The organism is Microbacterium sp. NPDC090281 (genome assembly GCF_044769635.1).
Classification (GTDB): Bacteria; Actinomycetota; Actinomycetes; order Actinomycetales; family Microbacteriaceae; genus Microbacterium.
The window spans coordinates 312060-338395 of sequence record NZ_JBIVYH010000002.1; the positions used below are offsets into that span (position 1 = coordinate 312060).

Here is a 26336-nt window from a genome sequence, read left to right on the forward strand (position 1 = left end):
CACTGGGGCGATGGATGCCGCCCGACTGATCGCCTGGGATCAGGAGCTCCGATCGGCGCATTCCCGTCTGCGTGCCGCCCTCGCAGCGACCCGCGATGCCCTCGATCAGGGCGAGGATGCCCCGGCTGCGACCTCGGAACTCGCGCTGTACTGCATCGGCTTCTGCGCCGCTCTCGACGGCCACCACGGCGCGGAGGACCGGCAGCTCTTCCCCGCTCTGCGCGCGGAGCATCCCGAGCTCGGCGGGGTGATCGACAAGCTGATGCAGGACCACTCGATGCTCGCCCACCTGCTCGCCTCGCTGCGCAGCGCTGCCGAACGCGGCGACGACGCCGCGGCGATCGGCGGGCACCTCGACGGGATCGCCGCGATCATGGAATCGCACTTCCGCTTCGAGGAGCGTGAGATCCTCGAACCCCTGCGCGGGATCGTGCTCGACGACGACGTGCAGAGCGTGCTCGGACCGCTCTGAATCGCGTGATCCTCTGAGTCCCCAGATCCTGTGACGGGTCGTCAGCTGCGGAAGAAGGCGACGCCCAGATCCGGATGATCGACGAACACTCCGTCGATGCCCTGACGCGCGATCACGCCCCACTCGGCCTCATAGTCGCCATAGGCATCGCGCCCGCCAGGTCCGCGGAACTCGGCGGCGAGGAAGGCGTTCTCCGGACGGCAGGTCCAGGTGAAGACCTGGAGGCCGCGCTCATGTGCGTCGGCGACGATCGTGTTGCCGCGGTCGAGCAGCATCTTCTTGCTGACGCTGATCCCGTCGACTCTTCCGACGAGTCCGTCGAGGCCCCGAGGGGTGACGGTGTCCTTGTAGGTGAGTGCCTGCTTGCCCTCTGCCACCAGCCGGTCGTACGGACGCCCCGATGCCTCGATCAGGTAGATGTACGAGGCGGAGATCCCGCGTTCGCGCAGCTGACCGAGCACCGTCGACTCGAAGCACTCGATCACCAGCGGCAGTTCGCCGTCTGCCCATCCGGCCTCGTGCAGCTCGCGATCGATGAGGGGGGCGAGGTCGAGACCGATGCTCGCGAAATAGGTGGCGTGCTTCACTTCGAGCACGACGCCGATCTCCCGCCCGTACTCCGCTGAGCCGGCCCGCACGATGTCGAGCACATCACGCAGCCGCAGGATCTGCTGCGCGCCGTCGAAGCTCGCGCTGGACACCCGCATCTCCGGCAGCCGCTCACGGCCCCGCAGGGTCGACAGCTCGTCCCAGGTGAAGTCCTCGGTGAACCAGCCGGTCAGCGCCTGCCCGTCGACGCGCTTGGTCGTCTTGCGGTCGGCGAACTCCGCACGCTCGGCGACATCGGTCGTGCCCGAGATCTCGTTCTCGTGCCGCACGACGAGGACGCCGTCTCTCGTCGCGACGATGTCGGGTTCCACGGCGTCCACCCCCATGGCGAGCGCGAGCTCGTAGGAGGAGCGACTGTGCTCCGGACGATAGCCGGGCGCACCGCGGTGCCCGATGACGAGGGGTGATTTCCTGGGCACGCTCTCAGCGTAGAACACCCCGGCACCGCCACCTCCCGAGTATCGTGGAGGAAAGAGACCTACTACCCCCCTTTGGAGTGAGGCCCACCAATGAGCAACTTCGCTTTCAACAACCCTGCTTTCCAGAAGCAGGACCCGCGCAACGTCGCGACGTACCCGGGCGGACCTCAGGCTGCCCAGGGCGCCCAGAACGCCTCGCTCCAGCACGGGGTGATGGACGCAGCGGCCAACGCACAGCTCGAGGGCATGTACGCAGCCCCGCCCGCCGGCGCCATCGAGACCGACCGCATGTCGGTCGAAGACACGGTGTGGAAGACGGCCGGCCTGTTCGGCGTCCTGCTCGTGACCGCCGTCATCGGTTGGGTGATGACGCTCGGTGGCCTCGACGTTCCGCGCTATGACCCCTACAACCCCGCTCCCGTCAGCATGCTGCCGTGGATCGTCGGTGCACTCGGCGGGTTCGTGCTCGCGATGGTCATCACCTTCACCTCCCGCAAGAAGGTGCGTCCGGCGCTGATCTTCGCGTACGCGGTGTTCGAGGGCCTCTTCATCGGTGGAATCTCGGCCTTCTTCGAGGTCATCTACCCCGGCATCGTCTTCCAGGCGACGCTCGCGACCGTCTCGGTCGTCGGTGTGACCCTGGCGCTCTTCGCGAGCGGCAAGATCCGCGCCTCCAAGAAGGCGACCAAGATCTTCATGATCGCGATGATCGGCTACCTGGTCTTCTCGCTGCTGAACCTCGTCCTCATGTGGACCGGCGTTCTGCCCGAGGGACAGGCGTTCGGCCTCCTCAGCGCGAACATCATGGGCATCCCGCTCGGTGTCATCATCGGCGTGCTCGTCGTGATCATGGCCGCATACTCGCTGGTGCTCGACTTCGACCAGATCCAGCAGGGCGTCCGCAACGGTGCTCCCCGCAAGTACGGCTGGCTCGGCGCCTTCGGCATCATGGTCACGGTCGTCTGGCTCTACGTCGAGATCCTGCGCATCATCGCCATCGTCCGCGGCAACAACTGACCGCTGCGCTTCAAGAGGCCCGTCTCCCCCGAGGAGGCGGGCCTCTTGGCATACCCGGGGGCGTGCGCGCAAGGGGTTGGCACTCGGCCGGCGATGTCGGCAGTGTGGTTGTCACGAAGCCCCGGCACCCTGGGGCTCCCGATCCACAGGAGCTGACCATGAGTTTTCTCGGCTTTCTTCTTCTCGGCCTCATCGCCGGAGCCATCGCCAAGCTGATCCTTCCCGGCAAGCAGGGCGGCGGCTGGTTCATCACGCTGCTGCTCGGAGTCGTCGGAGCGCTGCTCGGCGGTTGGCTCGGCAGCCTCATCCTCAACCGCCCGCTCACCGAGTTCTGGGACCTGGGCACCTGGCTCCTCGCCATCGCCGGTTCCATCATCGTGCTGCTGATCTACGGCCTGATCGCCGGTCGCGGTCAGAAGGTCAACGACTGACGCCACACGGCTCCGACGCTCTTCGCGTCGCCCAGATGCCCGTCCCGTCGGCAGCTTCGCGCTGTCGTCGGGGCGGGCTATTTCTCTGCCCCGAGCGCCTTCCGCTCCAGCAGCGACCGCTCACGGTCGTTGCCGGCGAGACCCGCGGCCACGACGAACTCGCTTCTGGCCTCCTCCTCGCGTCCGAGCCGCCGCAGCAGTTCGCCCCGCGTCGCTGGCAGCAGGTGGTAGCCACGCAGCGCCCCGGAGGACGACAGCTGATCGATGATGCGCAGGGCGGACGCAGGTCCGGTCGCCATCGCCACGGCTGCAGCACGGTTGAGCTCCACGACCGGTGACGGAGAGATGCGTCCGAGCGCCTCGTAGAGCAGGACGATCCGGTCCCAGTCGGTCTCATCGATCGACGCCGCCACCGCATGGCATTCGGCGATCGCGGCCTGCAGGCAATAGGCGCCGCGTCCACGGCCGAGCGCGTCGGCCGTGGCCAGCGATGCCCGACCGCGGGTGATGCGTCCGCGGTCCCAGCGCCTGCGGTCCTGATCGGCCAGCAGCACGGGGTCACCGTTGCGGTCCACCCGGGCGGCGAACCGCGCCGCCGTCAGCTCCATCAACGCCAGGAGGCCGTGCACCTCGGGCTCACGCGGCATCAGCGCCGCGAGCACACGGCCAAGGCGGATGGCCTCGTCGCTCAGCTCGGGTCGCATCCATTCGGTGCCGCTGCTCGCCGCATGGGCCTCGTTGAAGATCAGGTACAGCACGCCGAGGATGGCACCGATGCGCTGGGCGCGCTCCTCACGAGGAGGCACGTCGAAGGGGGCGTTCGCGGCGGCGAGCGTCTTCTTCGCCCGCACGATGCGCTGCTGCACGGTGGCCGTCGGCACGAGGAAGCCGCGGGCGATCTCCTCGCTCGACAGGCCTCCCACCACCTTCAGCGTCAGGGCGACCTGAGCTTCCTTCGACAGCACCGGGTGGCAGGCGATGAAGATCAGCCGCAGCACGTCGTCGTCGACGGCATCCGGGTCCCACAGCAGGTCGCCGCCCTCATCCTGCTCGCGTTCCAGGTCATGCGCGAGTTGCGCGACGCGCTCGTCGAGGCGCTCCTGCCGACGCCACCGGTCGATCGCCTTGCGCTTCGCGACCGCGGTCAGCCAGGCACCGGCATTTCGCGGGACACCGTCGACGGGCCACTGCCGGAGCGCATCTATCAGAGCCTCCTGAGCCAGGTCTTCCGCGAGGCCGAAGTCGCCGACCATCCGGGTGAGCGCGCCGACGATGCGCGCGGACTCGATGCGCCAGACAGCGGCGACGGCGCGTTCCGCAGACCCGGAGTCGGGTTCAGAACGCGCCGTCTCGCGGTGCGCCGAAGCGTCCATCACTGCTGTCCCTTCACCGCTGTCCCATCACCGCAGTCCTATCACCGCAGTGCGATCACTGCCGGGCGATCACTGCTGGGCGCGCTGAGCCGCTTCCTCGCGCCAGCCCGCTTCCTTCTCGATCCACTCGTTGTCGGCGGGGAAGTCCTCGACGCCGGTCACGCGACGCACCTCGAGGTACGACCCACGTCCGAGAGGGGCACGACTCGCCCACTCCGCGGCCTCTTCGCGGGTCGGGACCTCGACGATCCAGAAGCCGTTGAAGAGCTCCTTGGTCTCGCCGTAGGGGCCGTCGGTGATGAGCGGCTTCTCGGTGCTGAAGTCGACCACGAACCCCTCAGCAGCGTCGGTCAGACCCTCGCCGGCCACGAGCACGCCGGCCTTGATCATGGACTCGTTGTACTTGCCCATGGCTTCGATGACCTGCTCGAACGGCGTCTCCTTGTAAGCCTCGACGGCCTCGTCGGTCGCGCGCATGATGAGCATGAACTTCATGATGTTCTCCTTGTTCGTGGGCCGTCTCTCGACCCTCTCATCTAAGACGTCGAACGGGAACGACCCGAATCGACATCATCCCGGAATTCTTTCTGAAGAAGTTCTCGGGGCAGTCGTAGACTCGCTCCCGTGACCGCCGCAGACCTCGTGCAGAGCATCCGATCCGCGCTCCGCGATGAGGCCGATCCGGAGCTGGCACCCGGACAGCAGGCGTATATGAAGTCGGCGCTGCCCTTCCTCGGCGTACGTGTTCCCCGAGTGCGAGCCGTGACGCGTGGGCTCGCGCGCGAGGTGACGGAGGCGGCGATGCTGCGCGGTACGGCACTCGTGCTGTGGCGGGAGGCGGCCTACCGCGAGGAGCGCTACGCCGCGAGCGCGCTGATGGCTCTGCGCCCCGTACGCGCCAGACTCGACATGCTCGATGTGCACGAGGAGATGATCCGCACCGGAGCCTGGTGGGACCACGTCGACGAGGTTTCGCATCGGCTCACCGAGACGCTCGATGCGCACCCCGCCGAGATGGCGCCGCTGCTGCGGGCCTGGTCGCGCGACGACGACTTCTGGGTGCGCCGGGCGAGCATCATCTCGCAGCTCGGGCGCAGAGACGCCACCGATCGCGAGCTGCTGGCCACTGTGATCGAACCGAACCTCGCCGATGCCGAGTTCTTCATCCGCAAGGCCATCGGCTGGGCACTGCGCGAGCTCGGCAAGACCGACCCCGCGTGGGTGCGCGCCTTCGTCGAGTCGCACGAGCTGTCGCCGCTCTCGCACCGCGAGGCGCTCAAGCTGCTCTAGAACCGTGCCTCCGGTCGCAGTTCCTGTCGCTCAGCCCCGCTTTCTGTCGTTCCGGTCGCACTTGCCGTCGCTCCGGTCGCGCAGAAGCGGCAGGAACTGCGACCGGAGCGCGTCGCTCGCGGAGGTCTCAGATGCGACGAGACGGGCGCTCGGCGACAGACGCGATCACGGCGGTAAGGGCATCGAGCGAACGCTGGGGGCTCCACGCGGCGGCGGCCGACGGGGCCTCGGCGCTCAGTGCCGCGAGCCGGGCGGGGTCGGTCAGCAGAGCCCGGATCGCCACGCCCAGCGCATCGACGTCGCCGCTGGGCACCAGCACGCCACCGCCCTGCTCCAACACGTCACGGATGCCGTAGCGGGCGTCGTACGACACGACGGGCGCCCCGTGCAGGAGAGCTTCGACGATCGACAGCGGCTGCCCCTCGTAGGCGGTTGCCGTGACGATGAGGGATGCGCGGTCCAGCACCGTGCCGGGAGAATCGGTGTAGCCGGCGAGCAGCACCCGATCACCGGCTCCGAGCTCCTCGATCAGTGCGCGCAGTCGGCCCTCTTCAGGGCCGCCGCCCCAGATCTCCATCCGCGTGCCCGGCACGTCTGCGGCGAGGAAAGCGCGGATGGCCTGATCGATGCGCTTTCCCGGCGCGAGGCGACCGAGCACGACGACGAGACCGTCTTCGCGCAGGTCGTCGCGGCCCGTCACCGGAGCGATCGGATTCGGCACCACGACGTGTCGTGCCGATTCTCCGAACCGCGCCACCACGTCGTCGCGCTGGGTGGTGGTGGGCCAGATCACCGCATCGAAACGGTCGGTCAGACGGAACCAGCGTGTCCAGAGCGTGTTCATCGGAGCATCCGGGGTGTACGGCGCCTCGACGTGCATCGTGTGGATCGGGTGCAGGATGCGCACGCGCGGATCGGACCAGTCGGCGATGAGCTCACCGAGCTGCCGGGACTCGCAGATCACGACGATGAGACGGTCGCCGAACGCGGCCGTCACCTTCTCGAGCCACGCCCGATACAGCCCGCGGAACCCGTGCAGCGCTCCCGCCACCGCACCCGCCGCGTCGTAGACGAGTACGGGCTCCTCGGTCAGGTGCCAGTCCGGGTTGCCCGGGATCACCGGGAGCGCCGCGAACGGTCGCCCCTCGGCATCCGCCAGCACGCGGTACTCGACGTCGGGATCAGGGCTGACCGCGGCGTCAGCGGCAGCACGCAGCCAGTCGGCCGCTCCCCCGCCAGGAGCCACGGCCTCGTCGAAGAGGTTGCGCATCCGCGACGGGTCGACGAGTGCACCCTGTTCGACGAACGTCTGTCGATGCGCAGCGTGATCGGCCGCAGTGCCCGGGTCGAACGTGAGCAGCTGCGGGCCCGCACCGTCGGCCACACCGGCGGCAGCGAGCTGTCGGGCACGCGTGAGCGTCGCGATCGTGTATCCGCCGTCCATCCCCGGGATCAGCCGACTGGACAGCACCACGTACTCGGCGTCGGGGAGAGCCGGCGCCGTATCGGGGAGCATCGTGCTCCCTACTCCCACTCGATCGTTCCCGGCGGCTTCGACGTGACATCGAGCACGACGCGGTTGACGTCGCGCACGCCGTTCGTGATGCGGTTCGAGATCTTCGACAGCACGTCGTACGGCAGACGCGTCCAGTCGGCGGTCATTGCGTCTTCACTCGACACCGGACGCAGCACGATCGGGTGACCGTAGGTGCGGCCGTCGCCCTGCACGCCCACCGAGCGCACGTCGGCCAGCAGCACGACGGGGCACTGCCAGATCTCCTGGTCGAGTCCTGCCTTCGTCAGCTCCTCGCGGGCGATGGCGTCGGCCTCACGCAGAATCTCGAGACGGTCAGCGGTGACCTCACCGATGATGCGGATGCCGAGGCCGGGCCCCGGAAACGGCTGGCGTCCGACGATGGCCTCGGGGATGCCGAGCTCGCGACCGATCGCACGCACCTCGTCCTTGAACAGGGCGCGCAGCGGCTCGATCAGCTCGAAGTCGAGGTCGTCGGGGAGGCCGCCCACGTTGTGGTGCGACTTGATGTTCGCAGTGCCGGCACCGCCGCCGGACTCGACGACGTCGGGGTAGAGCGTGCCCTGCACGAGGAACTTCACCGGAGCGCCGCCCGAAGCCTTGGCCTCAGCGACGAGGTCGAGCTGCACCTTCTCGAACGCGCGGATGAACTCGCGTCCGATGATCTTGCGCTTCTCCTCCGGGTCGGTCACCCCTTCGAGGTGGCCGAGGAAGGTCTCTGCCGCATCGACCGTGATCAGACGCACACCGGTGGACTCGACGTAGTCGTTCTCGACCTGCTCGCGCTCGCCCTTGCGGAGGAGGCCGTGGTCGACGAAGACGGCGGTCAGCTGGTCGCCGATCGCCTTGTGCACGAGCGCGGTGGAGACCGCGGAGTCGACGCCGCCCGAGAGAGCGGAGATGACGCGGGCGTCACCCACCTGCTCGCGGATGCGCTCGATCTGCTCGGCGATCACGTTGCCGCTGTTCCAATCGGACGCGAGACCCGCACCCTTGTGCAGGAAGTTCTCGAGGACCTGCTGACCGTGGTCGGAGTGCTTGACCTCGGGGTGCCACTGCACTCCGTAGAAGCCGCGCTCCTCGTTCGAGAACGCCGCGACCTTGGTCGCATCCGTCGTCGCGAGCACGTCGAAGCCCTCCGGAGCCTTGGCGACCTGGTCGCCGTGGCTCATCCAGACGTTCTGCTGCGCGGGCTGGCCGCCCAGCAGCGTTCCGCCGTCGCCCGTGATGACAGCATCCGTGGCGCCGTACTCGCGCAGGCCTGTGTTCGCGACCTCGCCGCCGAGCGTCTGGGCCATGTACTGGAAGCCGTAGCAGATGCCGAGCGTCGGAACACCGAGGTCGAAGACCGCGGGGTCGAGGCGCGGGGCGCCCTCCTCGTACACCGACGAAGGACCACCCGAAAGGATGATCGCGACCGGGTTCTTGGCGGCGATCTCCTCAGCCGTAGCGGTGTGCGGCACGATCTCGCTGTAGACACCCGCCTCGCGGACGCGACGGGCGATCAGCTGCGCATACTGCGCGCCGAAGTCGACGACGAGCGCAGGACGCTGCTGGGTCTCGGACTGTTCGGTCAACGGACACCTTCCGGGGCGGGGACGGAGGCCTCGGAGGCCTCTCTGGTGGCGAGATAGGTCTTGACTTCACGGGCGACGACCGCCTCCATGAAGAACGACAGCAGCGGCACGACACCGCCGAGCGCGAGCAGGATGAAGCGCGGGAAGCGCCAGCGCATCAGGCTCCACATGCGGAAGCATGCGAAGAGGTAGACGACGTAGAACCAGCCGTGCGCGACGAGGATGAACAGCGACAGGTTGAACCCGTCGCCCAGAGAGGTCATCTCGCAGGAGTTGGTCATCGGGGCGAAGAGCGACCACCACTGGCAGTCGGGCCCGGCGATCACGCCGGCGAACCAGAGCGGTCCTCCTGAGCCTCCCATGAAGAGCTCGAGGTGGATCGGCGTGTACTTCAGCACCATCTCGGTCAGCAGCAGGAGCAGCATGACTCCGGTGATGATCGACGCGATCTGGTAGAACTTCAGCGCACCGCGGATCGCCGGAAAGCTGGCGACTTTCGGTTCGGGCATGGGTCCAGTCTAGCCGCCGGAAAATCGTGCCGAATCCGGTCGCGTGACACGTCGCCTGCACGACGAAGGCCGCCGGGATCGCTCCCGACGGCCTTCGCCTGTGTCATCCGACTATCGGATCAGAACCGCTCTTCCCCGCTCAGAACCACCGAGTGAGGAGGTCCCAGAGCCAGTCGAGGATCGCACCGATGATGCCGCCGGCGCGGTTGACGGTGACGGTGGCTGTCGCCGCGTCTCCATCGGCCTGCGACGCAGCAACCGTGTACTTGCCCGACGGAGCGCTCTTCGGCACGGTGACCGAGGTGCTGAACGTGCCGTCTGCGCCCACCTGGACGGTGCCGACCTGGACCGGCTTGCCCTTCTTCGGACGCAGCTCGATGCTCACGGTCTCGCCGGGCACGTAGCCCTCACCGCTGACCTTGAGGCTCTTGCCCGCGGTCACCTTCGACGAGCCGAGGGCGATCGTGCCGGCGAACTGCTCTTCGCCGGCGATCGTGAACGGCACCTGCACCGTGGTTCCGGTACCGGCGACGGCCACCGTGAGCACCTGCTCACCGAAGACGCCGGACGGAACCGTGAAGGTCAGGCTGGCACGCCCGCCCTCGTCGGTGGTGTCGACGACTGCCGGGTCGACCGCACCGGCCGCGAGCTGCGTGCCGCCGAGCGACAGCGACACCTCGCCCGGGGCTGGCTCACCGGCGCTGAACGCCAGCGAGGAGAGCGACACGGTCACCTGGTCGCCGGCGCTGTAGCCGTCGGCGTCCGCAGGGCTGACCGCCACACCGACCGCGCGCTGGGCGTAGTCGGGGCTCGCGGTCTTGTTCGCGTCGAACCAGTCGACCATGGACTGCAGGTCGACCTTGCCGGTGTCGCGCTTGCCCGTGCCCTCCTTGAAGGTGAAGAAGTTGTCTCCACCCGCCGCGAGGAACGAGTTGGCTGCGACCGTGTAGTTCGCAGCCGGGTCGAGCGCCGCGCCGTTGAGCGTGATCGACGTGATCCGCGAACCCTGCGCCGCGGCGGGGTCGTAGGCGTAGACCAGCCCCTCCGAGACACCGAGCTTCAGGAACGGACGCGCCGATCCCGCCGGCTGCCACTGTTCCTCCAGCACGCCCTTCAGCTGTGCACCCGTGAGCGTCAGCGTCACCAGCGTGTTGGCGAACGGCTGGACCGTTGCCGCCTCGCGGTAGGTGACATTGCCGTCGGGGTCGGATGCTCCGGCCGAGGCGTAGGTGAGGTTCGCACGGATGCCGCCGGGGTTCATGATCGCCACATCGGCGCCCGTGGACCACTTCTGCACGTCGGCGACGAAGTTGCCGATGGTGGACTCGCCACCGCGGTTCTCCGTCTTGCCGTCGCTCTGGCGTGCGCGGTTGAAGTCGGCGGTGATGTCTCCGACCTTGATCGCGCCCAGCACATCGGCCTCGGCCTTCGCCTTGGCGACGATGTCGGCCACCTCGGGGACGGCCGGGTACAGCGGCTTGCCCGCAGCGGTGAGGGGCTTGATCTCGTTGGTGATGGAGATCAGGTCCTTCGTCTTCGGGTCGACCTTGATGTTCATCAGGCCCAGGTTCTCGCCGTACTGCCCCGCGGAGACGACCGGGCGGCCGTCGATCACGTGGTTGTAGGCGAGGTGGGTGTGCGCCGACACGATGGCGTCCACGTCGTCATCGACGCCGTAGACGATCTCGCCGAGGGGCGAGTCCGGGGTGATGCTGTCGAGCGCGACACTGGATGCGCCCTCGTGGACGAGGAGGATGACGACATCCGCCTCGCCGTTGGACTCATCGCCATCGCGCAGGTCGTCGGCCACCGCGTTCACGGAGTCGACGATGCTGCGGACCTCGAGGTCTTTGATGCCCTCGGGCGAGACGAGCGAGTCGAGATCTTCGGTGACCGCACCGACGAAACCCACCCGGACGCCGTCCAGCTCCTTCACCCAGGCCGGTGCGAGCGCAGGCTCGCCGGTCTCGGTGACGAACACGTTCGAGGAGATGTACTCCCAGTCCGCACGCTCCTGCACGCGATCGCGCAGGTCTTCCCAGCCCTGGTCGAACTCGTGGTTGCCCGCCGCGCTGACGTCGAGGCCGGCCGCGTTGAGCGCGTCGATCGTGGGGTTGTCGTCGTTGATGAAGGAGGTGAACGTCGATGCACCGATCAGGTCACCGGCACCGGCGAAGATCGTGTTCGGGTTCGCCTCACGGAACTGCTTGACCGCACCTGCCAGCACCGCCGCGCCTGCAGCGGCGCCGTCGGCCTCGATCCGACCGTGGAAGTCGTTGACCGTGACGACGTCGATGCTCACCGGAGGGATCTCCGCGGAAACGCCGACGATGATCGGGTCGTGATCGCTGGAACGGTACGGGGTTCCCGACTCGGTGGCGCCGTACGCGTAGCCGCGGTCGCTCCACTCCGGCGAGTTGATGCCCCATACCCCGGCGCCCGTGATCGACGAGGCGAGCGACGGCGACGCGATCACGTGGTCGAGCGAGCCGAGCTCGCCGTCGAACGAGTACGTGTACTGACCGGAGGCCTTGTCGGCGACCAGGTCGCTCCACCCGTTCGAGGTGAACACGTCGATCGGGTCTTCCTTGCCGTAGGCGTTGAAGTCGCCGATCAGCAGCATGTCGCCGCTGCCGGTCGTCTGCTCGAGCTGGTCGGTGAAGGCGAGGATCGCGTTCGCCTGCTTCACGCGGTCGGCGTTGAAAAAGCCCTGGCCGTCTGCCGGTTCGGCTCCCGCTCCCTCGGGCGGCGACTTCGACTTCAGGTGGTTCGCCACGACCGTGACGACACGTCCGTCGATGTCGAACGCCTGCGCGATCGGCTCACGGGCGTTGCCCCACACCGTCTCGTCGGTGACGGTGATGCTGTCGCCGACACGCTTGACCGCATCCTTCTTGTAGATGATCGCGTTCGTGATGAAGTCGGTCGTCGCCGCGTTGTTCAGGGCGGCGGGCGTGGGCACGTAGCCCCACACGTCGCTGCCTGCGTCGGCGTTGAGCCCGGCGACCAGGTCTTTGAGGGCGGTGTCGATGGGCTTGCCCAGCTTCACCGAGTTCTCGATCTCCATGAGCGACACGATGTCCGCATCCAGCCCGTTGATCGCCGCGACGATCTTGGACTTCTGGATCGCGAACTGCGCCGCGTTCGCCGCCCCTCGGGCGTTGGAGTTCTCACTCTTCAGCGTCGTGAAGTAGTTGTAGACGTTGAAGGACGCGACCTGGACGTCGCCGCCCACGGTCGGTGCACTCTCGGTGCGCGGGTTCGTCGCCTCGAAACCGACCTTGAGGTCGGCGGACGAAGAGTCGTCGATCGGCACGACCGGCTGCAGACGCCAGTCGTTGAAGCCCCACTGCAGCACGTAGCCGTTGTCGCCGAAGTCGACGGTGTCGCCGTTACGGACCACCGTGTCCTTCGTGAAGTACGGCTGCTCGCCCGGGTGGCCGCTGTTGGACACCTGGATCGACCAGCCGTCGTCGAGCAGAATCCGGTTGGCGCGGTTGGCCGCAGTGATCGCTGCGGCCGCGTCACCCGGACGCGTGGTCTCGGTGCTCTTGACGGCGAGCGCATCGCCGGCGTTCAGCCAGAGCGCACCGAAGTTGAACAGCTGGTGGCTGGAAGCGAGACGGTAGGTCCCCTCCGGAGCCACGTACATGTTCTCGTACTGCTCGCGGTCGGCGCCCTGCACCGTGACGGGCAGCGGCGTGACGGCGGGAACCCCGACGCCGGCGGTGAGAACCTCGACATCGGCGGCCGCGGCCGGGTTGAGCTGCGTCTGCCCGAAGTACTCGCTCACGGAGCCCGTCACCGAGACGAGGTCACCGATCGCGAGGGTCGGAGCAAGAGCGTTCAGGAACACGAACACGCCATCGGAGGCACCGGGAGTCGCATCCGTCGCGCCTCCCGAACCCTGGGTCTGGATGACGATGCCCTTGTAGCCGCCGGTGCGGTAGTCGGCGGTGACGACGCCCTCGACCTGCACGGTCTGGCCGTTCAGCGGAGAGACGTCGGTCGTGCCCTGGACCTCGGCGATGGTGGCCTCGGTCGGGTCAGTGCCAGGGCCTGTGCCCGGGTCGGTGTCGCCGGAGTTCTGCGGAGTGATCGTGGCGGAGAGCGTGAAGTCGGCGCTGTTGACGTCGGTGTCGACGCCACCGGTGCGGTTGAGCGACTTGACGTCGGTGTTGCCGGTGGGCGCGGTCGCCGCCGTGGCCTCGAACGTGTTCGAGGTGCCATAGCCGAGCAGGTCGACGACGCCGTCGACACCCACTACCGAGCCGGGGGTGAGGGTCACAGCGGCGGTGCCCTCGACGAGCGCGAGCGTGCCGTTGGTGCCGCTGGGGGTCAGGGTGCTTACGGCGTCCGGGGCCGGCAGCTCAGCGCCGTTGGCTCCGTTGCTGTTTCCCTGCACCAGGTAATAGCCGCCGGCCGGGATGACACCGGTGAGCGGGGCGACGCCGTTGAACGCCGCTGTTCCGTTCGCCGAACGGTACTGCAGCGACATCCCGTCGAGGGTGACAGGGGCGGACGTGGGGTTGTACAGCTCGACGAACTTGTTCTTGAACGCCGCGCCCGCGCTTCCGCCGGACAGGTACGCCTCATTGATCACCACCCCCGTTCCCGTGGTGTCTGCGGTGGCGGGAACCGCGGCCAGCGAGCCGAGGCTCAGCGCGGCGACGCAGGTCACGGCGAGAGCGCCGATGCGCCCCCGACTTCTACGGTGCGAGACGGGAGCCATGCGGCTCTCGTCGTCTGGAGCGGACATCATCGGTGCTGTCTCCTCGGTCGGGTTCGACACTTCTCAGGACTGTCACGGCACACAGGGGAAACTCCCAGCATGCTCACATGGTGCGAGCATACGGAGCGGTCCGGACATCCTCAACGGAGTTTCCCGATTCGTCATCGAGCGCTCACCGGATGGCCCGCGCGACCCCTGACGAAGGTCGCTAACCAGGGAGGGCGACGCACAATTGCGCACCAGATCACGCGCGGATGCGCGAGTGGTCAGACGGCTTCGGCCGCAGCCTGCTCTTCGAACTCCTCGACCTCGCGCTCCCAGGCGTCCTTCGCCAGGCGATACCAGAGGTAGAACGCGAAGCCGGCGAAGATCGCCCACTCGACCGCGTAGAAGACGTTGAGCCAGTTGACCGGCGAGATCTCATCCGGTGCGGGAGAGGAGATGTCGGCCAGTCCGGCCGTCGCGGTCGTCGAGGCGAGATACGGACGGTAGACATCGAGCTGCTCGATGTCGTGCCAGCGGCTGAGGAGAGCTGCAGGCGACATCCGGTCCATCTGGTCCGGGTTCGCATGCGGTGGCACGCGCGGACCCTCGTCGGAGATGATGCGTCCGGAGACGGCCACTTCGGAGCCGTCGGCACCGGCCTCGAGCTCTTTCACAGCGGCGTCGGCGGTCTTCTGATCGGGAGCCCAGCCGATCGCGACCGCGATCGAGACGCCCTCATCGACCCGCAGCTGACCGGTGACCCAATAGCCCTGGACATCGTCGTTGAATCGACTCGACACGACGAGGAAGTCTTCCGGCACCCACGCGCCCGAGGTCTCGACACGCTGACCGACGAGCGGTTCAGGAAGGTACTCCCCCGGTTCCAGGACCTCCGTCAGCGGCAGCACCTGCTCGGTGGCGCCGGGAGCAGGCGGATCGGTCTCGATCGCACGCTCGAGCTGCCACTGGCCGAGCCAGGCGAAAACGCCGGCGACCAGAAGGCAGAGCAGGAGCATCCCGATCCAGCGTCCCCGAAGCATGACCTCGCGGAGAGTCGGGGGGAACAGAGCAGGATTCGTCACGGTGAAGCGCAGGACCCTCAGGCCTCGTACGGTGCGAGCACGACCTCGACCCGCTGGAACTCCTTGAGGTCGGAGTATCCGGTGGTCGCCATCGACTTGCGCAGCGCGCCGATGAGGTTCGCGGTGCCGTCAGCGACGGGCGCCGGTCCGTACAGGATCTCCTCGAGCGTGCCGATGCCGCCGACTTCGACGCGGTGGCCGCGCGGAAGCTTCGGGTGGTGCGCCTCGGGGCCCCAGTGGAAACCACGACCGGGAGCGTCGGTGGCACGCGCGAGCGCAACGCCCAGCATGACCGCGTCGGCACCCATCGCGAGAGCCTTGACGATGTCGCCGGAGGTGCCGACGCCACCATCGGCGATCACGTGCACGTAGCGTCCGCCGGACTCGTCGAGGTAGTCGCGGCGAGCAGCTGCGACATCGGAGACCGCAGTCGCCATCGGCGCGTGGATGCCGAGGGTCGCGCGGGTGGTGGACGCCGCTCCCCCGCCGAAGCCGACGAGCACGCCGGCGGCGCCCGTGCGCATCAGGTGGAGGGCAGCGGTGTAGGTCGCCGCTCCGCCGACGATCACGGGCACGTCGAGGTCGTAGATGAACTTCTTGAGGTTGAGGGGCTCTGCGACGCTCGAGACGTGCTCGGCCGACACCGTGGTGCCGCGGATCACGAACAGGTCGACGCCCGCCGCAGCGACGGTGTCGTAGAACTCCTGGGTGCGCTGGGGGGTCAGGGAGCCTGCGACCGTGACGCCGGCCTCGCGGACCTCGGCAAGACGGCGGGTGATGAGCTCGGGCTTGATCGGCTCGGAGTACAGCTCCTGCATCCGCACCGTGGCCTTGGCATCGTCGAGACCGGCGATCTCCGCCAGCAGCGGCTCCGGGTTCTCGTAGCGCGTCCACAGTCCTTCGAGGTCGAGCACACCCAGTCCGCCGAGCTGCCCGAGCATGATCGCGGTCTGCGGGCTCACGACCGAGTCCATCGGTGCACCGAGCACCGGGATCTCGAAGCCGAAGGCGTCGATCGTCCAGGCGGTCGACACGTCCTCCGGGTTGCGCGTGCGCCGCGAAGGCACCACCGCGATGTCATCGAACGTGTACGCGCGACGTGCACGCTTTCCTCGGCCGAGCTCGATCTCCATGGTCACCCCACCAGCCTACCCGGCGGCCGGGCGCACCCGTGCTGGGAGACTGGAGGCGAGACCGGGAGGCAGCATGAGGACCGAGACCGTCGACATCGTCGTGGTGGGCGGTGGCGTCATGGGTTTGGCGACGGCCTGGGAGCTGGTGCGCCGGGGCCTGCGTCCCCTCGTTCTGGAGCGCTTCGCCCGCGGCCACCACGAAGGCGCATCTCACGGAGCGACCCGCAACTTCAACAACGCGTACGACGAGGAGCACTACCTCGACCTGCTGGTGCGCGCCCGCGACGGATGGGATGCGCTCGGCGAGGTCGACGGCGAACCACTGCTGCGCCTGCACGGGCTCGTCACGCACGGAGACCTCGACATCGCCGCTGTGCACACGGGGCTCGCCGCCCGCGGCATCCCGTCCACGATCCTCTCCCCCGCCGAAGCCGACACCCGGTGGCCGGGGATGCGGTTCGACGGCGACGTGCTGTGGTCCTCCGACGCCGGAGCCGTGCGCGCGGCGGAGACGTTGCGCGAGCTCGAACGGCGAATCGTCGTCGGAGGCGGCGAGGTGCGCTGGAACACACCGGTCGCGCACATCGGCGAGAGTCCGGATGGCGCTGTGCTCGCTCTCGCCGACGGCAATCGAGTCCGCGCGGAGACCGTCGTCGTGACCGCCGGCGCATGGACGGGGAAGCTCCTCGCCCGACTCGGACTGCCACGGCTCACCGTCACCGAAGAGACACCGGCGCACTTCCGGCCGTCGACGGATGCGCCGTGGCCGTCGTTCAACCACTACGTCGACCCTGCGGGATACCCCGCGACCGTTTACGGCATGCCCACACCGGGCGAGGGCGTGAAGGTGGGATTCCACCGCGTGGGCGACGAGATCGACCCGGACGCCCGCCCGCACCTGCCCACGCACGAGCGAGCGCTGGCGGACTACGTACGGGAGTGGATGCCGGGCCTCGACCCCGCGTCAGCCGCACCGATCAGCTGCACGTACACATCGACCGACGACGGGACCTTCGTGCTCGATCGCCGCGGCCGGATCGTGGTGGGCGCGGGATTCTCCGGCCACGGTTTCAAGTTCGCACCGGGTGTCGGCGGGGTCCTCGCCGACCTCGCGATCGACCCCGCCGCCCGCGCCGCCGCGCCCTTCCGACTGCCCTGAACCCGCACCGCTCAGCGGGCGCGGGCCACGCGCTTCTCGTCCCACACCGGAGCATCGGACTCGTAGACCTCGCCGTCGGAGCCGAACACCAGGAACCGGTCGAACGACCGGGCGAACCAGCGATCGTGGGTGACCGCGAGCACGGTCCCCTCGAATCGCGCCAACGCCTGTTCGAGGGCTTCGGCCGACTCCAGGTCGAGGTTGTCCGTCGGCTCGTCCAGCAGCAGCAGAGTCGCCCCCGAGAGCTCCAAAAGCAGCACCTGGAACCGTGCCTGCTGCCCACCCGAGAGCGAGTCGAACGTCTGCTGGGCCTGACGCACGAGTCCGTAGCGGTCGAGCGCCGAACTCGCGGCGTCCCGCGGCATCCCGGCGCGGCGGTCGTCGCCGCGGTGCAGGATCTCCAGCAGCGTGCGTCCGACGAACTCCGGATGCGCATGCGTCTGCGCGAAGAGCCCGGGTACGACGCGCGCTCCGAGGGTCGCGGTGCCGGTGTGCTCCACCGCGCTCAACTGCTCCCCGGTCGATGTGACGTGACCGAGCGTGGAGTCAGGATCGCTGCCGCCGCGCGCGAGCAGCCGCAAGAAATGCGACTTGCCCGATCCGTTCGACCCGAGCACCGCGACCCGGTCGCCGTACCAGACCTCCGCGTCGAACGGACGCATGAGCCCGATCAGTTCGAGCCGCTGTGCAACCACGGCGCGCTTGCCGGTACGTGCGCCGCGCAGACGCATGTCGAAGTCCTGCGACGGCGGACGCTCCTCCGGTGGTCCCGCCTCCTCGAACTTGCGCAGACGGGTCTGCGCCGCCTGATACCGCGACGCGAAGCCGTCGTTCGCCGAGGCCTTCACCTTGAGGTTCGCGACGAGGGTGAGCAGCTTCTCGTGCTGCTCATCCCAACGCCTGCGCAACTCGTCGAGCCGATCCATCCGGTCGGTCCTCGCCTGCTGATACGTCGAGAACCCACCGCCGTGCACCCACGCCGTGGCTCCGGCGCCACCGGGTTCGAGCGTGATCAGCCGATCGACCGCACGCGCGAGCAGTTCACGGTCGTGCGACACCAGCAGCACGGTCTTCGGCGTCTGGCGCAGCTGCTCTTCGAGCCACCGTTTGGTCGGCACATCGAGGTAGTTGTCCGGCTCGTCCAGCAGCAACACCTCATCGGGGCCGCGCAGCAGCGCCTCGAGAGCGAGCCGCTTCTGCTCCCCGCCGGAGAGGGTCGTGAGCTCGCGATACCTCGCACGCTCGAAGGGCAGCCCGAGCGCCGCGACCGTGCACTGGTCCCACACGGTCTCATGCTCGTAGCCGCCCGCGTCCGCATACTCGGCGAGCGCCGACGCGTAGGCCATCTGCGTGTCGTGCTCATCGCGTTCGATCAGTGCGTTCTCGGCTGCCTCGAGCGCTTCGGCCGCCGTGCGGATGCGTGCGGGGGCGACGCGCGCCAGCAGCTGGTGCACGGTCTCGCCGGCCTCGCCATGGCCGACGAACTGGTCCATGACGCCGAGCCCGCCGTCGATCGTCACGACGCCGTCGTCCGCGGCTTGATCGCCGCGGATGATCCGCAGGAGGGTCGTCTTGCCCGCTCCGTTCGGACCGATCAGCGCACTGGTCGAGCCGGCGCCGACTCTGAATGTCGCCTCATCGAGAAGAGGTCTGCCGTCTGGGAGCGTCAGCGAGACGCTGGAGACATCGATATAGCCCACGGTGCGTGGCCGTCCTTCCGCCCGCGCATGCCGAGCCGACCAGGCTATCAGGTTGAGCCACGATGCTCAGACCTGCTCAGGCGAGAGCGCTCGCTGTCGGCACGGGTGCTGCGAAGAGGTCGAGAACGGGACAGTGCGCATCGACGACCGAGCGCAGGTTCTCGTACTGCTCCGCGCTGTCAGGTCCCGTGATGTCGACCGATACCCGCACGTCGTGGAATCCGGCGCGCCCCGACTCGTCGATACCGAACAGCTTTCGCACATCCAGGTCTCCCTCCGCAGTGATCTCGATCTCGTCGATCGTGAGCCCGAGGGCCTGTGCATAGAGCCGGTAGACGACCACCTGGCAGGAGATGAGGGCGCCCAGCGCGTACTCGACGGGGCTCGCCGCCACGTCGTCGCCGGCGAGCGCACCGGGCTCATCGACGAGGAAGCGGTGCTTGCCCGCGCGGATCTCCGTGGCGACCGATCCGATGCCGCGGCCGCTGACCCGATACGTGAGCTGGGCGTTCGCGTCGTCCGCCGCGATCCTCTCGTTCCACGCGGCGCCGGCGTCGGTGAGTCGCTGCGCGCGCTCGACAGGTGTGACATCGGCGATGCCGGCGAGCTGGTCCTGGAGAAGAGTCATGGCCCGACGGTAGCGAGCGTCTCCAGCGAACAACCCGCCGCACGTCACGGGGCTTCACAGGCGGACACAGGGCGTCACGATCTCCGGATGGCCCCGGCGCCACCGGGTCGCGGTCAGTCGGCGCGGCTCAGGCTCATCAGCACCTCGGTGCGCGGAGCCGCCGGCAGGACGAAACGGAACTCCGTGCCCACGCCCTCCTGGCTGGTCACCTCCATCGTGCCGCCGTGCGCCAGGACGATGGCTCTGGTGATCGTGAGCCCGAGACCCACGCCCGGGACCGCGTTGCGCGTCGCGGTCGACGCGCGGAAGAAGCGGGTGAACAGCATCCCCTGCTCGTCTTCGGGGATCCCGACGCCCGTATCCGAGATGAAGAACTCGACGCCGCCGTCGACCTGCCGCACTCCGGCCGTGACCTTCCCCCCTCGAGGGGTGAACTTGATGGCGTTGGAGAGCAGGTTGTCGATGGCCTGCCCGACCCTGCCGGCGTCGACGAAGACGGGTACTGCGTCAACGCCCACCTCTGCGATCAGCTCGATCCCCTCTCGCTGCGCGTGCGGTCCGGCCGACCTCGCGGCAGAGCGGACCAGCTCCGCCACGTCGGCCTCCTCGCGCTCCAGCGGGAATCGTCCGGACTCGACCTGGGCGGTGAAGAGCAGATCGCCCACGAGGTTGAGCAGACGCTGCGCGTTGCGCTCGATGATCCCGACGAACTCCTGCTGGTCGTCGGTGAGCGGTCGCCCCGGATCGTTCTGGAGCAGATCCAGGAAGCCGATGATGGCGCTGAGAGGCGTGCGGAGCTCGTGCGAGATCATCCCGACGAACTCGTCCTTCATCCGCGCCACCTCGACGGCCCTGGTCTCATCCGTGAGCACGAACAGGTATCCCTGCTGCGCCCCTGCGCCGTCCTTGTGGGGAGTGACGGTCACGCGGGCCGGAACCGTTGTCCCTCCCGTCGTGATCACATCGATGTCACCGTCGACCGTGGCGCCGGCATCGGCCTGCGCGAACAGCGCCTTGATCCCCGGCGAGAGCTCGGTGTAGCCCGGAGGGAGCCCCGGCACGAGCTGCGGGGGCTCGGCGTTCTCCGCGGCCAGCATCGAGAGGACGGCGGTCGAGAAGAAGCGATCGATGCGCACGCCCTTGAGCGCTTCGTCGACGGGGAGTCCGAGCAGCCGCACAGCTCCGGGGTTCCAGGCGGTCACGGTGCCGCTGCAATCCGTCGCGATCACCGCCTGCGCCGTGATCGATGACCACAGGCTCTCGAACGAGTCCAGCAGTTCTCGATACTGGCGCTCCTTGTCACGCAGCTGCACGATCATGGCGACGTTCTCCGACAGCGCCCTGGTGCGTTCGGCTACCAGCTCCTCCGCCTGCTCGACGCGCATGCGCTGCTGCCGGGAGAGCTGGTTGATGACTGCTGCCACCGCCGAGAACACCAGCGGACCCACCACGCCCCGCAGCCACTCGACCGAGGTGTCGGGAGGATCGGTGAAGTACGGCATCAGCAGCGCGATCGAGGTCAGCCCGCCGACGACGAAGACCCAGCGGATGCCGGGAGCCGCAGCCAACCAGACCACGGGCAGGAGAACGAGCGACGAGAAGAGCGAGGTGGCGCCGCCGGTGCCGGTGCGGAAGAGACCGAGGCCGACGATGTCGACGATGGGGATGAGCAGCACGGCCCAGCCGTCGTGCATCCCGCGGGCTGTGAGCACGGCGGCGAACGCGGTGGCGACGAGGACGACGGCGATTCCTGCCACCGCCGGCGCGAAATGCGTGACCGGAAGGTCGGGGACCCACCAGGTCAGGATCGCCGCGATGACCGTCGCGATGACCGTCGGCGCCTGCTTGAGAAGCGGGCTCGGGCTGTCGAAGACCTGATACCAGCGGTTCTCCGCACGGTCGAGCGGCGTCGCCCTCATCGCCGCACCCGACCGACGATGGCGTGCAGGTCCGAGCCGGTGATCGGCTTCGGCAGTGCGGCATCGGCCGGCGGGTAGTCGGCCGCGTCGAGCACCGAGCTGATCACGAGGAAGCAGTCGGGGAACCGCTCCTGCACCAGACGCGCACATTCCTGCCCCGAGATGCCGGGAAGGAGGAGGTCGAGCACCGCGAGAGCAGGGTCGATGTCGGGGAACGCCGCGATCGCCGACTCGGCGTCCGGAGCGATGAACACATCGAAGCCCTCACGGTCGAGGTAGCGACGCAGGAGCGCCGCCTGGTCGGGGGCGTCTTCGACGACCAGGGCCAACGGCCTCCCGGTCATCGCAGGAACAGCTCTCGTACGACGACCACGATGACGACGACCGCGAGAGCGAGAAGCGCCTGCGGGATCAGTCGCCGCTCTCGGCGGCCGTCCGCGGCGATCTCCTCCACCTCGACGTCGTGTGACGGTGCTGCGGTCATGAGTCGACACGTCCGATCTTCTCTGTCTTGATCCAGGAGGCGTCAGCTCGACGCCACTCTTTGATGTAGGAGTCCACGGTGATGGCGCACAGCAGCGAACCGTAGCCGCAGATGTAGAGCAGGAGACCGGCGAAGAACCGTCCGCCGGGAAGAGGCTCCACCGCACGCGCCAACCAGATCCCGAGCATCGAGATCGGCCCCCAGAGGTAGAAGATCACTGCCCACGTGATGCGGGACTGGTCTGTCAGCTGCAGCCCGAGCGCCGTCAGAACCGACTCGAACGCCCACGGGAACAGCGCGATGGCCATCAGGATCAATGCCCCGAGCCCTGGGAACATGATCGCCTCACGCCAGGAGTGCCGGCCGGTGCGCGGGTCGAGCTGCACCGCGTACAGCATCGAGAAGAGGTAGATGCAGGCCGCGGAGATCCACATGAAGCGGAAGACGAACTCGGCGATGTCGCTGTGCAGGACCAACAGTGCGAGCATGCCGGCCGCGGCCAGGAGCATGAAGGCGGGCAGCAGCAGGATCGTGAACCAGGCGAGACCGAACCCGAAGCTGCCCAGCTTGTGTTCCCGGCTCGGACGGAACCAGAGCTTTCGGTAGATCGAGGTCAGCTGAACGTTGCCTCGCGCCCACCGCAGCCGCTGCTTCCACAGGCTGTCGATCGTGCGCGGTTCTTCTGCCAACACGACGGCGTGCGGTTCGAAGACCATCCGACGCCCCTTGAGCTGCCCCTCGAACGTGGTCATGGTGTCCTCGGCGAGAGTGCCGGTGGGGATCCGCCCGCCGATCGCCTCGAGGTTCGCCCTCGAGTGCAGTTGCGCGCCACCGGCCAGGCACGCGATCGCGCCCCCGACGTTCTGGACTCGGCGTGCCGAGAGCTGCCCGATCACGTACTCGATCGCGATGAACCTGGTGAGGTAGTTGCGGTCGCGGCTGCCCTCCGCGATGTAGGCCGTGACGGCGCCGACCTTCTCGTCGGCGAGGTGCCGGGAGAGCTTGCGCAGCGAGTCGCGTGCGAAGATCACGTCGGCGTCCATGATGAGCACGGCTTCGGTCCAGGAATCGGCGAGGACCACGTCGAGGCCGTGGTTGAGGGTGTGCGCCTTGCCCTCGCCGCCTTTCTCCCGCCGCAGGTGCACGACGCGTCCGGGGTGGGCAGCGACCTTGGCGGCGGCGATGGCCGGGGTGTCGTCGGTGGAGGCATCGTCGACGATGAAGACCCGGAGGCGGTCGGCCGGGTATTCGAGCTGGAGCAGACGCTCGATCGCTGGACCGATCACCGCCCCCTCGTTCCACGCGGGGATGATGACCGCGACGTTCGGGTGGTAGGGCGCCGCCTTGCCGTAGTGGTTGCGGAATGCGTGCAGCGGCAAGGCGAGGAACTGCAGCCCGGTGTTGATCACCGGCAGCGTGCCGACCAGGACGCAGAGCAGGAGCAGGATGACCAGCACGGTCTGCAGCCAGGTGAGGTCGACCATCAGGAGGCCTCGACCGCGTCGAGCACCGGGATGATCCGGGAGTAGCGGCCGACCTCCGATGCGTCGTGGCTGTCGGTGGAGGCGACGATGTCGCCACCGGCTCGGCGCAGCGTGGCCAGCGTCGCGACCCCGGGGCAGCTCCATTTCTCGTTCACCTCGACGAGCGTGCCGGTGTCGACGGCTGCTCGCGCCCAGGCCTCGGTGCGCTGCGCACCGAGGTCACCCTCGGACAGACCGATCTTCGGCAGGATCGAGAAGCAGTGTGCGAGCTGGTTCCCCGGATACCGGCGCATCGTCGCGATGAGCGCTTCGATGAGCTGGTCGAGCACGTCGTCGGTCGCCCACCCCTCGGCGATCCGCTCCCGCACGGCTGAGGGTCCGAGCGGACCCTCCACTCCGGGGAACTGATGGTCCGCGATGAGGATCCGATCGATGCCGGTCGGAAGCACCGGGATGTCGAGTGTTCCTGCGACGTCGAGGATCTTCGCCTCGACGCCGGTGAGAACCGTGAGCCCGTCCGGCACCCGGAGTGCGCGGACGGCGGCGAGGTACTCGGGTACCCAGGTTGTGCTCTGACGCACATGATCGACCAGACGCAGCGTCGTGAGCCCGACCGCCGATGCGGCCTCGACGTTCTGCGCGAGCGTCGAGACGGCATCGTCCGAGAACGTCGAGTGGACGTGGTGATCGCCGCGGAGCGCCGCGTTGATCACAGTTCCTCCTGATGCCCCGCATGGTCGGAGACCAGCAGGTCGTCGAGCTCGACGATGATGTCTTCGAGGAAGCGCACCGAGGCGACTTCGCGGAACGGGATCCGCACCGGCAGCTCGCGCCCCAGGAACAGGTCGGCCACGAGCGAGGGGATGTCGACCCCGGCCGCGATCGTCAGGGGCAGCGCGCCGGGAAAACGCGGATTGACCTCGAGCAGCACGGCGCGGCCGCTGCGATCGCGCCGCAGCTGCACGTTCGCGACGCCGACGAGTCCGATCGCCCGCGCGATCGATGCGGCCGTCTCCTCCAGCTCGGGGTCGAGGACCGTGCGCCCGGCGATGGCGACGCCGGAGTCGACCCTGGCGCGGGTGCGGGGCACGGCGGCGATGACGGTGCCGGCTGCATCGGCGATGACGTCGACGGAGTACTCCTCCCCCGGGAGGTAGTCCTGCACGATGAGGCCTTCGTCGGTCGGCAGTGCTTCGAGAGCGGCCCGGTCGGGCACGAGGCGCACCCCGCGACTACCGGCTCCCTGGCGCGGTTTGGCGAAGACCGGGAACTCCCAGTCGACGGCCTCTGCATCGCTCCCGGCCAGAACCGTGCGCGGGGTGTGGCCGGTCGCGGCGCAGCGCTCGGCGAGGGCCAGCTTGTCGAGCGCGGTGTTCAGCGTGTCCGCCGAGGGTGCGGCCAGAACCGCGGGCGCCAATTCGTCCCGCCGGTCTGCGAGGGCGATGAGTTCGACGTCGACCGTCGAGATCACGAGGTCGAGCGCGTCGTCGGCGACCATCCGCGCGATCGTCGACACGAAGTCCGCATCCCGCCCCGGCGGCACCAGACGGCGCTGCTCCGGGGGCACCAGGTAGATGCCGCTCGCCCAGCCGTCCATATCGGCGGCGAACACTGTCAGGTCAGAGCGACGCAGGAGCGAGCGGATCACGGCGACTCCGGCCGGCCCACCGGCACCGGTCACCAGCACACGTTTCGTCATCAGCTCTCCCGTCGGGTGAATTCGTGGGCGCCGATGAACTCCGCGGTCTCACGCACGACCTCGAGTGGCTCGACCGCCGTTCCGCCGCCGAACCTCGACCAGTACCGCGCAGTCGCCGTCACGAACTCGGGTGCGAGGTACTCGCGGCTCTCGGTCTGCGAGCCGAAGCGCTCGAGCAGCTGAAGCTTCTCATCGAGGTACTGATCGATCCGCACGAACCGCGTGGGGCGGAAATCGATCGTGGAAGAGGGACTCTGGTAGCACGCGACCGTGCCGACGCGCCGGGTCGCCACGATGGTGGCTTCGCTCACTGCGCGGTGATCCTGGTGACGATCATGGCTCGAGTGCGTGTAGACGATCGTGGGCTGGACCTCCTGCACGACCTTCTCGATGAGACGGACGGTCGAGCCGCCGCCGGAGATCTCCGTGTCTACGAGATCCTTGAGGAAGAGCCGAGCACCCAGCATCTCGGCGGCCGCCAGCGACTCGTTCTGTCGGCTGTCGGCGTCTCCGCCACGAGCGCCACGGGACAGCGTCAGGATGGTGATCTCGTCCTGGGCCCTGGCGTGGGCTGCAAGCAGCCCGCCGACTCCGATCTCGACATCGTCCGGATGTGCGCCGATCGCGAGCACCCGCTCGGGTTTTCGCGCCTCCTCGCGGCGGCGACGCCCTTCCTCCACCAGGCGGATGACCGCCTCGACGAGCTTGCCGTTGTCGAGCGGCTTGGTGAGGAACTCGTCAGCCTGCGCCCGCAGTGCCGAGACCGCGTACTCGACGGAGACGTGTGCGGTCATCACGACCACGGGAACGGAGGGATCCATTCGTCGCAGCTCGGCGAGCAGCTCGAGGCCGCTGAGCCCCGGCATCTCGATGTCGGTCACGACGACGTCGGGGCGTGACGCTGCGACGCGCTCGACCGCGATCTGGCCGTCTTCGGCGACGTCGACGATGCAGCCGGCCCGTCGCTCGAGAACGGTCTTCACGAGCAGGGCCACATCGGGGTCGTCGTCGACGACGAGTACGCGGGGAGCATCCTCAGGCATGTGTTTGCAGCTCTCCTTGGGGAGGTTCCCTCGCCGATGGGGGTCGGCATCGCGATC

The 26336-nt window shown here is 68.3% G+C and carries 23 protein-coding genes; 5 read left to right on the forward strand and 18 right to left on the reverse strand.

Annotated elements, in window-relative coordinates:
* Positions 1–10: 10 nt before the first annotated feature.
* Entirely contained in the window at positions 11–472 is a 462-nt protein-coding gene (locus tag ACIQTX_RS15635) for a hemerythrin domain-containing protein (protein WP_402973756.1), read from the forward strand.
* Positions 473–513: 41 nt separating this feature from the next.
* On the opposite strand, the gene ACIQTX_RS15640 is transcribed toward ACIQTX_RS15635, so the two are convergent.
* The gene (locus tag ACIQTX_RS15640) at positions 514–1500 is read right to left on the reverse strand and encodes a glycerophosphodiester phosphodiesterase family protein (protein ID WP_402973759.1); all 987 of its coding nucleotides are present in this window, start codon (positions 1498–1500) and stop codon (positions 514–516) included.
* Positions 1501–1590: 90 nt separating this feature from the next.
* Here ACIQTX_RS15640 and ACIQTX_RS15645 point away from each other — a divergent pair, with 90 nt between their 5' ends.
* The gene (locus ACIQTX_RS15645; RefSeq protein ID WP_402973762.1) at positions 1591–2517 is read left to right on the forward strand and encodes a Bax inhibitor-1/YccA family protein; all 927 of its coding nucleotides are present in this window, start codon (positions 1591–1593) and stop codon (positions 2515–2517) included.
* 158 nt (positions 2518–2675) lie between these two features.
* The gene (locus ACIQTX_RS15650) at positions 2676–2948 is read left to right on the forward strand and encodes a GlsB/YeaQ/YmgE family stress response membrane protein (RefSeq protein WP_017203627.1); all 273 of its coding nucleotides are present in this window, start codon (positions 2676–2678) and stop codon (positions 2946–2948) included.
* Positions 2949–3025: 77 nt separating this feature from the next.
* Here ACIQTX_RS15650 and ACIQTX_RS15655 read toward each other — a convergent pair whose 3' ends face one another.
* Both ACIQTX_RS15655 and ACIQTX_RS15660 read right to left on the reverse strand, forming a co-directional pair.
* Positions 3026–4321: an RNA polymerase sigma factor gene (locus tag ACIQTX_RS15655; RefSeq protein ID WP_402973765.1), complete on the reverse strand. Its 1296-nt coding sequence runs from the start codon at positions 4319–4321 to the stop codon at positions 3026–3028.
* Between the two features lie 69 nt (positions 4322–4390).
* Positions 4391–4816: a YciI family protein gene (locus ACIQTX_RS15660; RefSeq protein WP_105527653.1), complete on the reverse strand. Its 426-nt coding sequence runs from the start codon at positions 4814–4816 to the stop codon at positions 4391–4393.
* Between the two features lie 129 nt (positions 4817–4945).
* Between ACIQTX_RS15660 and ACIQTX_RS15665 the strand changes: the two genes are divergently transcribed.
* Positions 4946–5611: a DNA alkylation repair protein gene (locus ACIQTX_RS15665; RefSeq protein ID WP_402973768.1), complete on the forward strand. Its 666-nt coding sequence runs from the start codon at positions 4946–4948 to the stop codon at positions 5609–5611.
* A 127-nt stretch (positions 5612–5738) separates the two neighbouring features.
* Here the strand turns inward: ACIQTX_RS15665 and ACIQTX_RS15670 are convergent, their stop codons facing one another.
* From ACIQTX_RS15670 to ACIQTX_RS15695, 6 genes are all read right to left on the reverse strand, one after another.
* Positions 5739–7127 carry a glycosyltransferase gene (locus ACIQTX_RS15670; RefSeq protein WP_402973771.1) on the reverse strand — a complete coding sequence of 463 codons (1389 nt, stop codon included), beginning with the start codon at positions 7125–7127 and terminating at the stop codon, positions 5739–5741.
* 8 nt (positions 7128–7135) lie between these two features.
* A complete protein-coding gene (gene guaA, locus ACIQTX_RS15675) occupies positions 7136–8722 on the reverse strand; it encodes a glutamine-hydrolyzing GMP synthase (RefSeq protein WP_402973774.1) in 1587 nt (528 codons plus the stop codon).
* Positions 8719–9231 (reverse strand): DUF3817 domain-containing protein, encoded by a 513-nt coding sequence (locus ACIQTX_RS15680; RefSeq protein WP_028502337.1) that lies wholly within the window; start codon positions 9229–9231, stop codon positions 8719–8721. Before ACIQTX_RS15680 ends, guaA begins: the two co-directional genes overlap by 4 nt.
* Positions 9232–9370: 139 nt before the next feature.
* A complete protein-coding gene (locus ACIQTX_RS15685) occupies positions 9371–13993 on the reverse strand; it encodes an ExeM/NucH family extracellular endonuclease (RefSeq protein WP_402973778.1) in 4623 nt (1540 codons plus the stop codon).
* Between the two features lie 236 nt (positions 13994–14229).
* A complete protein-coding gene (locus ACIQTX_RS15690) occupies positions 14230–14988 on the reverse strand; it encodes an SURF1 family protein (protein ID WP_402975558.1) in 759 nt (252 codons plus the stop codon).
* Positions 14989–15047: 59 nt separating this feature from the next.
* The gene (locus ACIQTX_RS15695) at positions 15048–16163 is read right to left on the reverse strand and encodes a GuaB3 family IMP dehydrogenase-related protein (RefSeq protein WP_028502331.1); all 1116 of its coding nucleotides are present in this window, start codon (positions 16161–16163) and stop codon (positions 15048–15050) included.
* Between the two features lie 73 nt (positions 16164–16236).
* Here ACIQTX_RS15695 and ACIQTX_RS15700 point away from each other — a divergent pair, with 73 nt between their 5' ends.
* Positions 16237–17322: an FAD-dependent oxidoreductase gene (locus ACIQTX_RS15700; RefSeq protein WP_402973781.1), complete on the forward strand. Its 1086-nt coding sequence runs from the start codon at positions 16237–16239 to the stop codon at positions 17320–17322.
* Between the two features lie 11 nt (positions 17323–17333).
* On the opposite strand, the gene ACIQTX_RS15705 is transcribed toward ACIQTX_RS15700, so the two are convergent.
* The 9 genes from ACIQTX_RS15705 to ACIQTX_RS15745 all read right to left on the reverse strand — a co-directional run bounded on the left by ACIQTX_RS15705 (position 17334) and on the right by ACIQTX_RS15745 (position 26279).
* The gene (locus tag ACIQTX_RS15705) at positions 17334–19022 is read right to left on the reverse strand and encodes an ABC-F family ATP-binding cassette domain-containing protein (RefSeq protein ID WP_402973784.1); all 1689 of its coding nucleotides are present in this window, start codon (positions 19020–19022) and stop codon (positions 17334–17336) included.
* 76 nt (positions 19023–19098) lie between these two features.
* A complete protein-coding gene (locus tag ACIQTX_RS15710; RefSeq protein WP_402973787.1) occupies positions 19099–19650 on the reverse strand; it encodes an OsmC family protein in 552 nt (183 codons plus the stop codon).
* Positions 19651–19763: 113 nt separating this feature from the next.
* Positions 19764–21569 (reverse strand): ATP-binding protein, encoded by a 1806-nt coding sequence (locus ACIQTX_RS15715; protein WP_402973790.1) that lies wholly within the window; start codon positions 21567–21569, stop codon positions 19764–19766.
* A complete protein-coding gene (locus ACIQTX_RS15720; RefSeq protein ID WP_028502324.1) occupies positions 21566–21913 on the reverse strand; it encodes a response regulator in 348 nt (115 codons plus the stop codon). Before ACIQTX_RS15720 ends, ACIQTX_RS15715 begins: the two co-directional genes overlap by 4 nt.
* On the reverse strand, positions 21910–22053 hold the full coding sequence (locus ACIQTX_RS15725; protein ID WP_402973793.1) for a hypothetical protein: 144 nt from the start codon (positions 22051–22053) through the stop codon (positions 21910–21912). The genes ACIQTX_RS15720 and ACIQTX_RS15725 overlap by 4 nt, the downstream gene beginning before the upstream one ends.
* Positions 22050–23537 carry a glycosyltransferase family 2 protein gene (locus tag ACIQTX_RS15730; RefSeq protein WP_028502323.1) on the reverse strand — a complete coding sequence of 496 codons (1488 nt, stop codon included), beginning with the start codon at positions 23535–23537 and terminating at the stop codon, positions 22050–22052. The genes ACIQTX_RS15725 and ACIQTX_RS15730 overlap by 4 nt, the downstream gene beginning before the upstream one ends.
* Positions 23537–24250 carry a PHP domain-containing protein gene (locus ACIQTX_RS15735; protein ID WP_402973796.1) on the reverse strand — a complete coding sequence of 238 codons (714 nt, stop codon included), beginning with the start codon at positions 24248–24250 and terminating at the stop codon, positions 23537–23539. The genes ACIQTX_RS15730 and ACIQTX_RS15735 overlap by 1 nt, the downstream gene beginning before the upstream one ends.
* Positions 24247–25236: an ATP-grasp domain-containing protein gene (locus ACIQTX_RS15740; RefSeq protein WP_402973799.1), complete on the reverse strand. Its 990-nt coding sequence runs from the start codon at positions 25234–25236 to the stop codon at positions 24247–24249. Before ACIQTX_RS15740 ends, ACIQTX_RS15735 begins: the two co-directional genes overlap by 4 nt.
* Positions 25236–26279, reverse strand: a complete 1044-nt coding sequence (locus tag ACIQTX_RS15745; protein WP_402973802.1) for a response regulator — start codon at positions 26277–26279, stop codon at positions 25236–25238. The genes ACIQTX_RS15740 and ACIQTX_RS15745 overlap by 1 nt, the downstream gene beginning before the upstream one ends.
* Positions 26280–26336 lie beyond the last annotated feature (57 nt).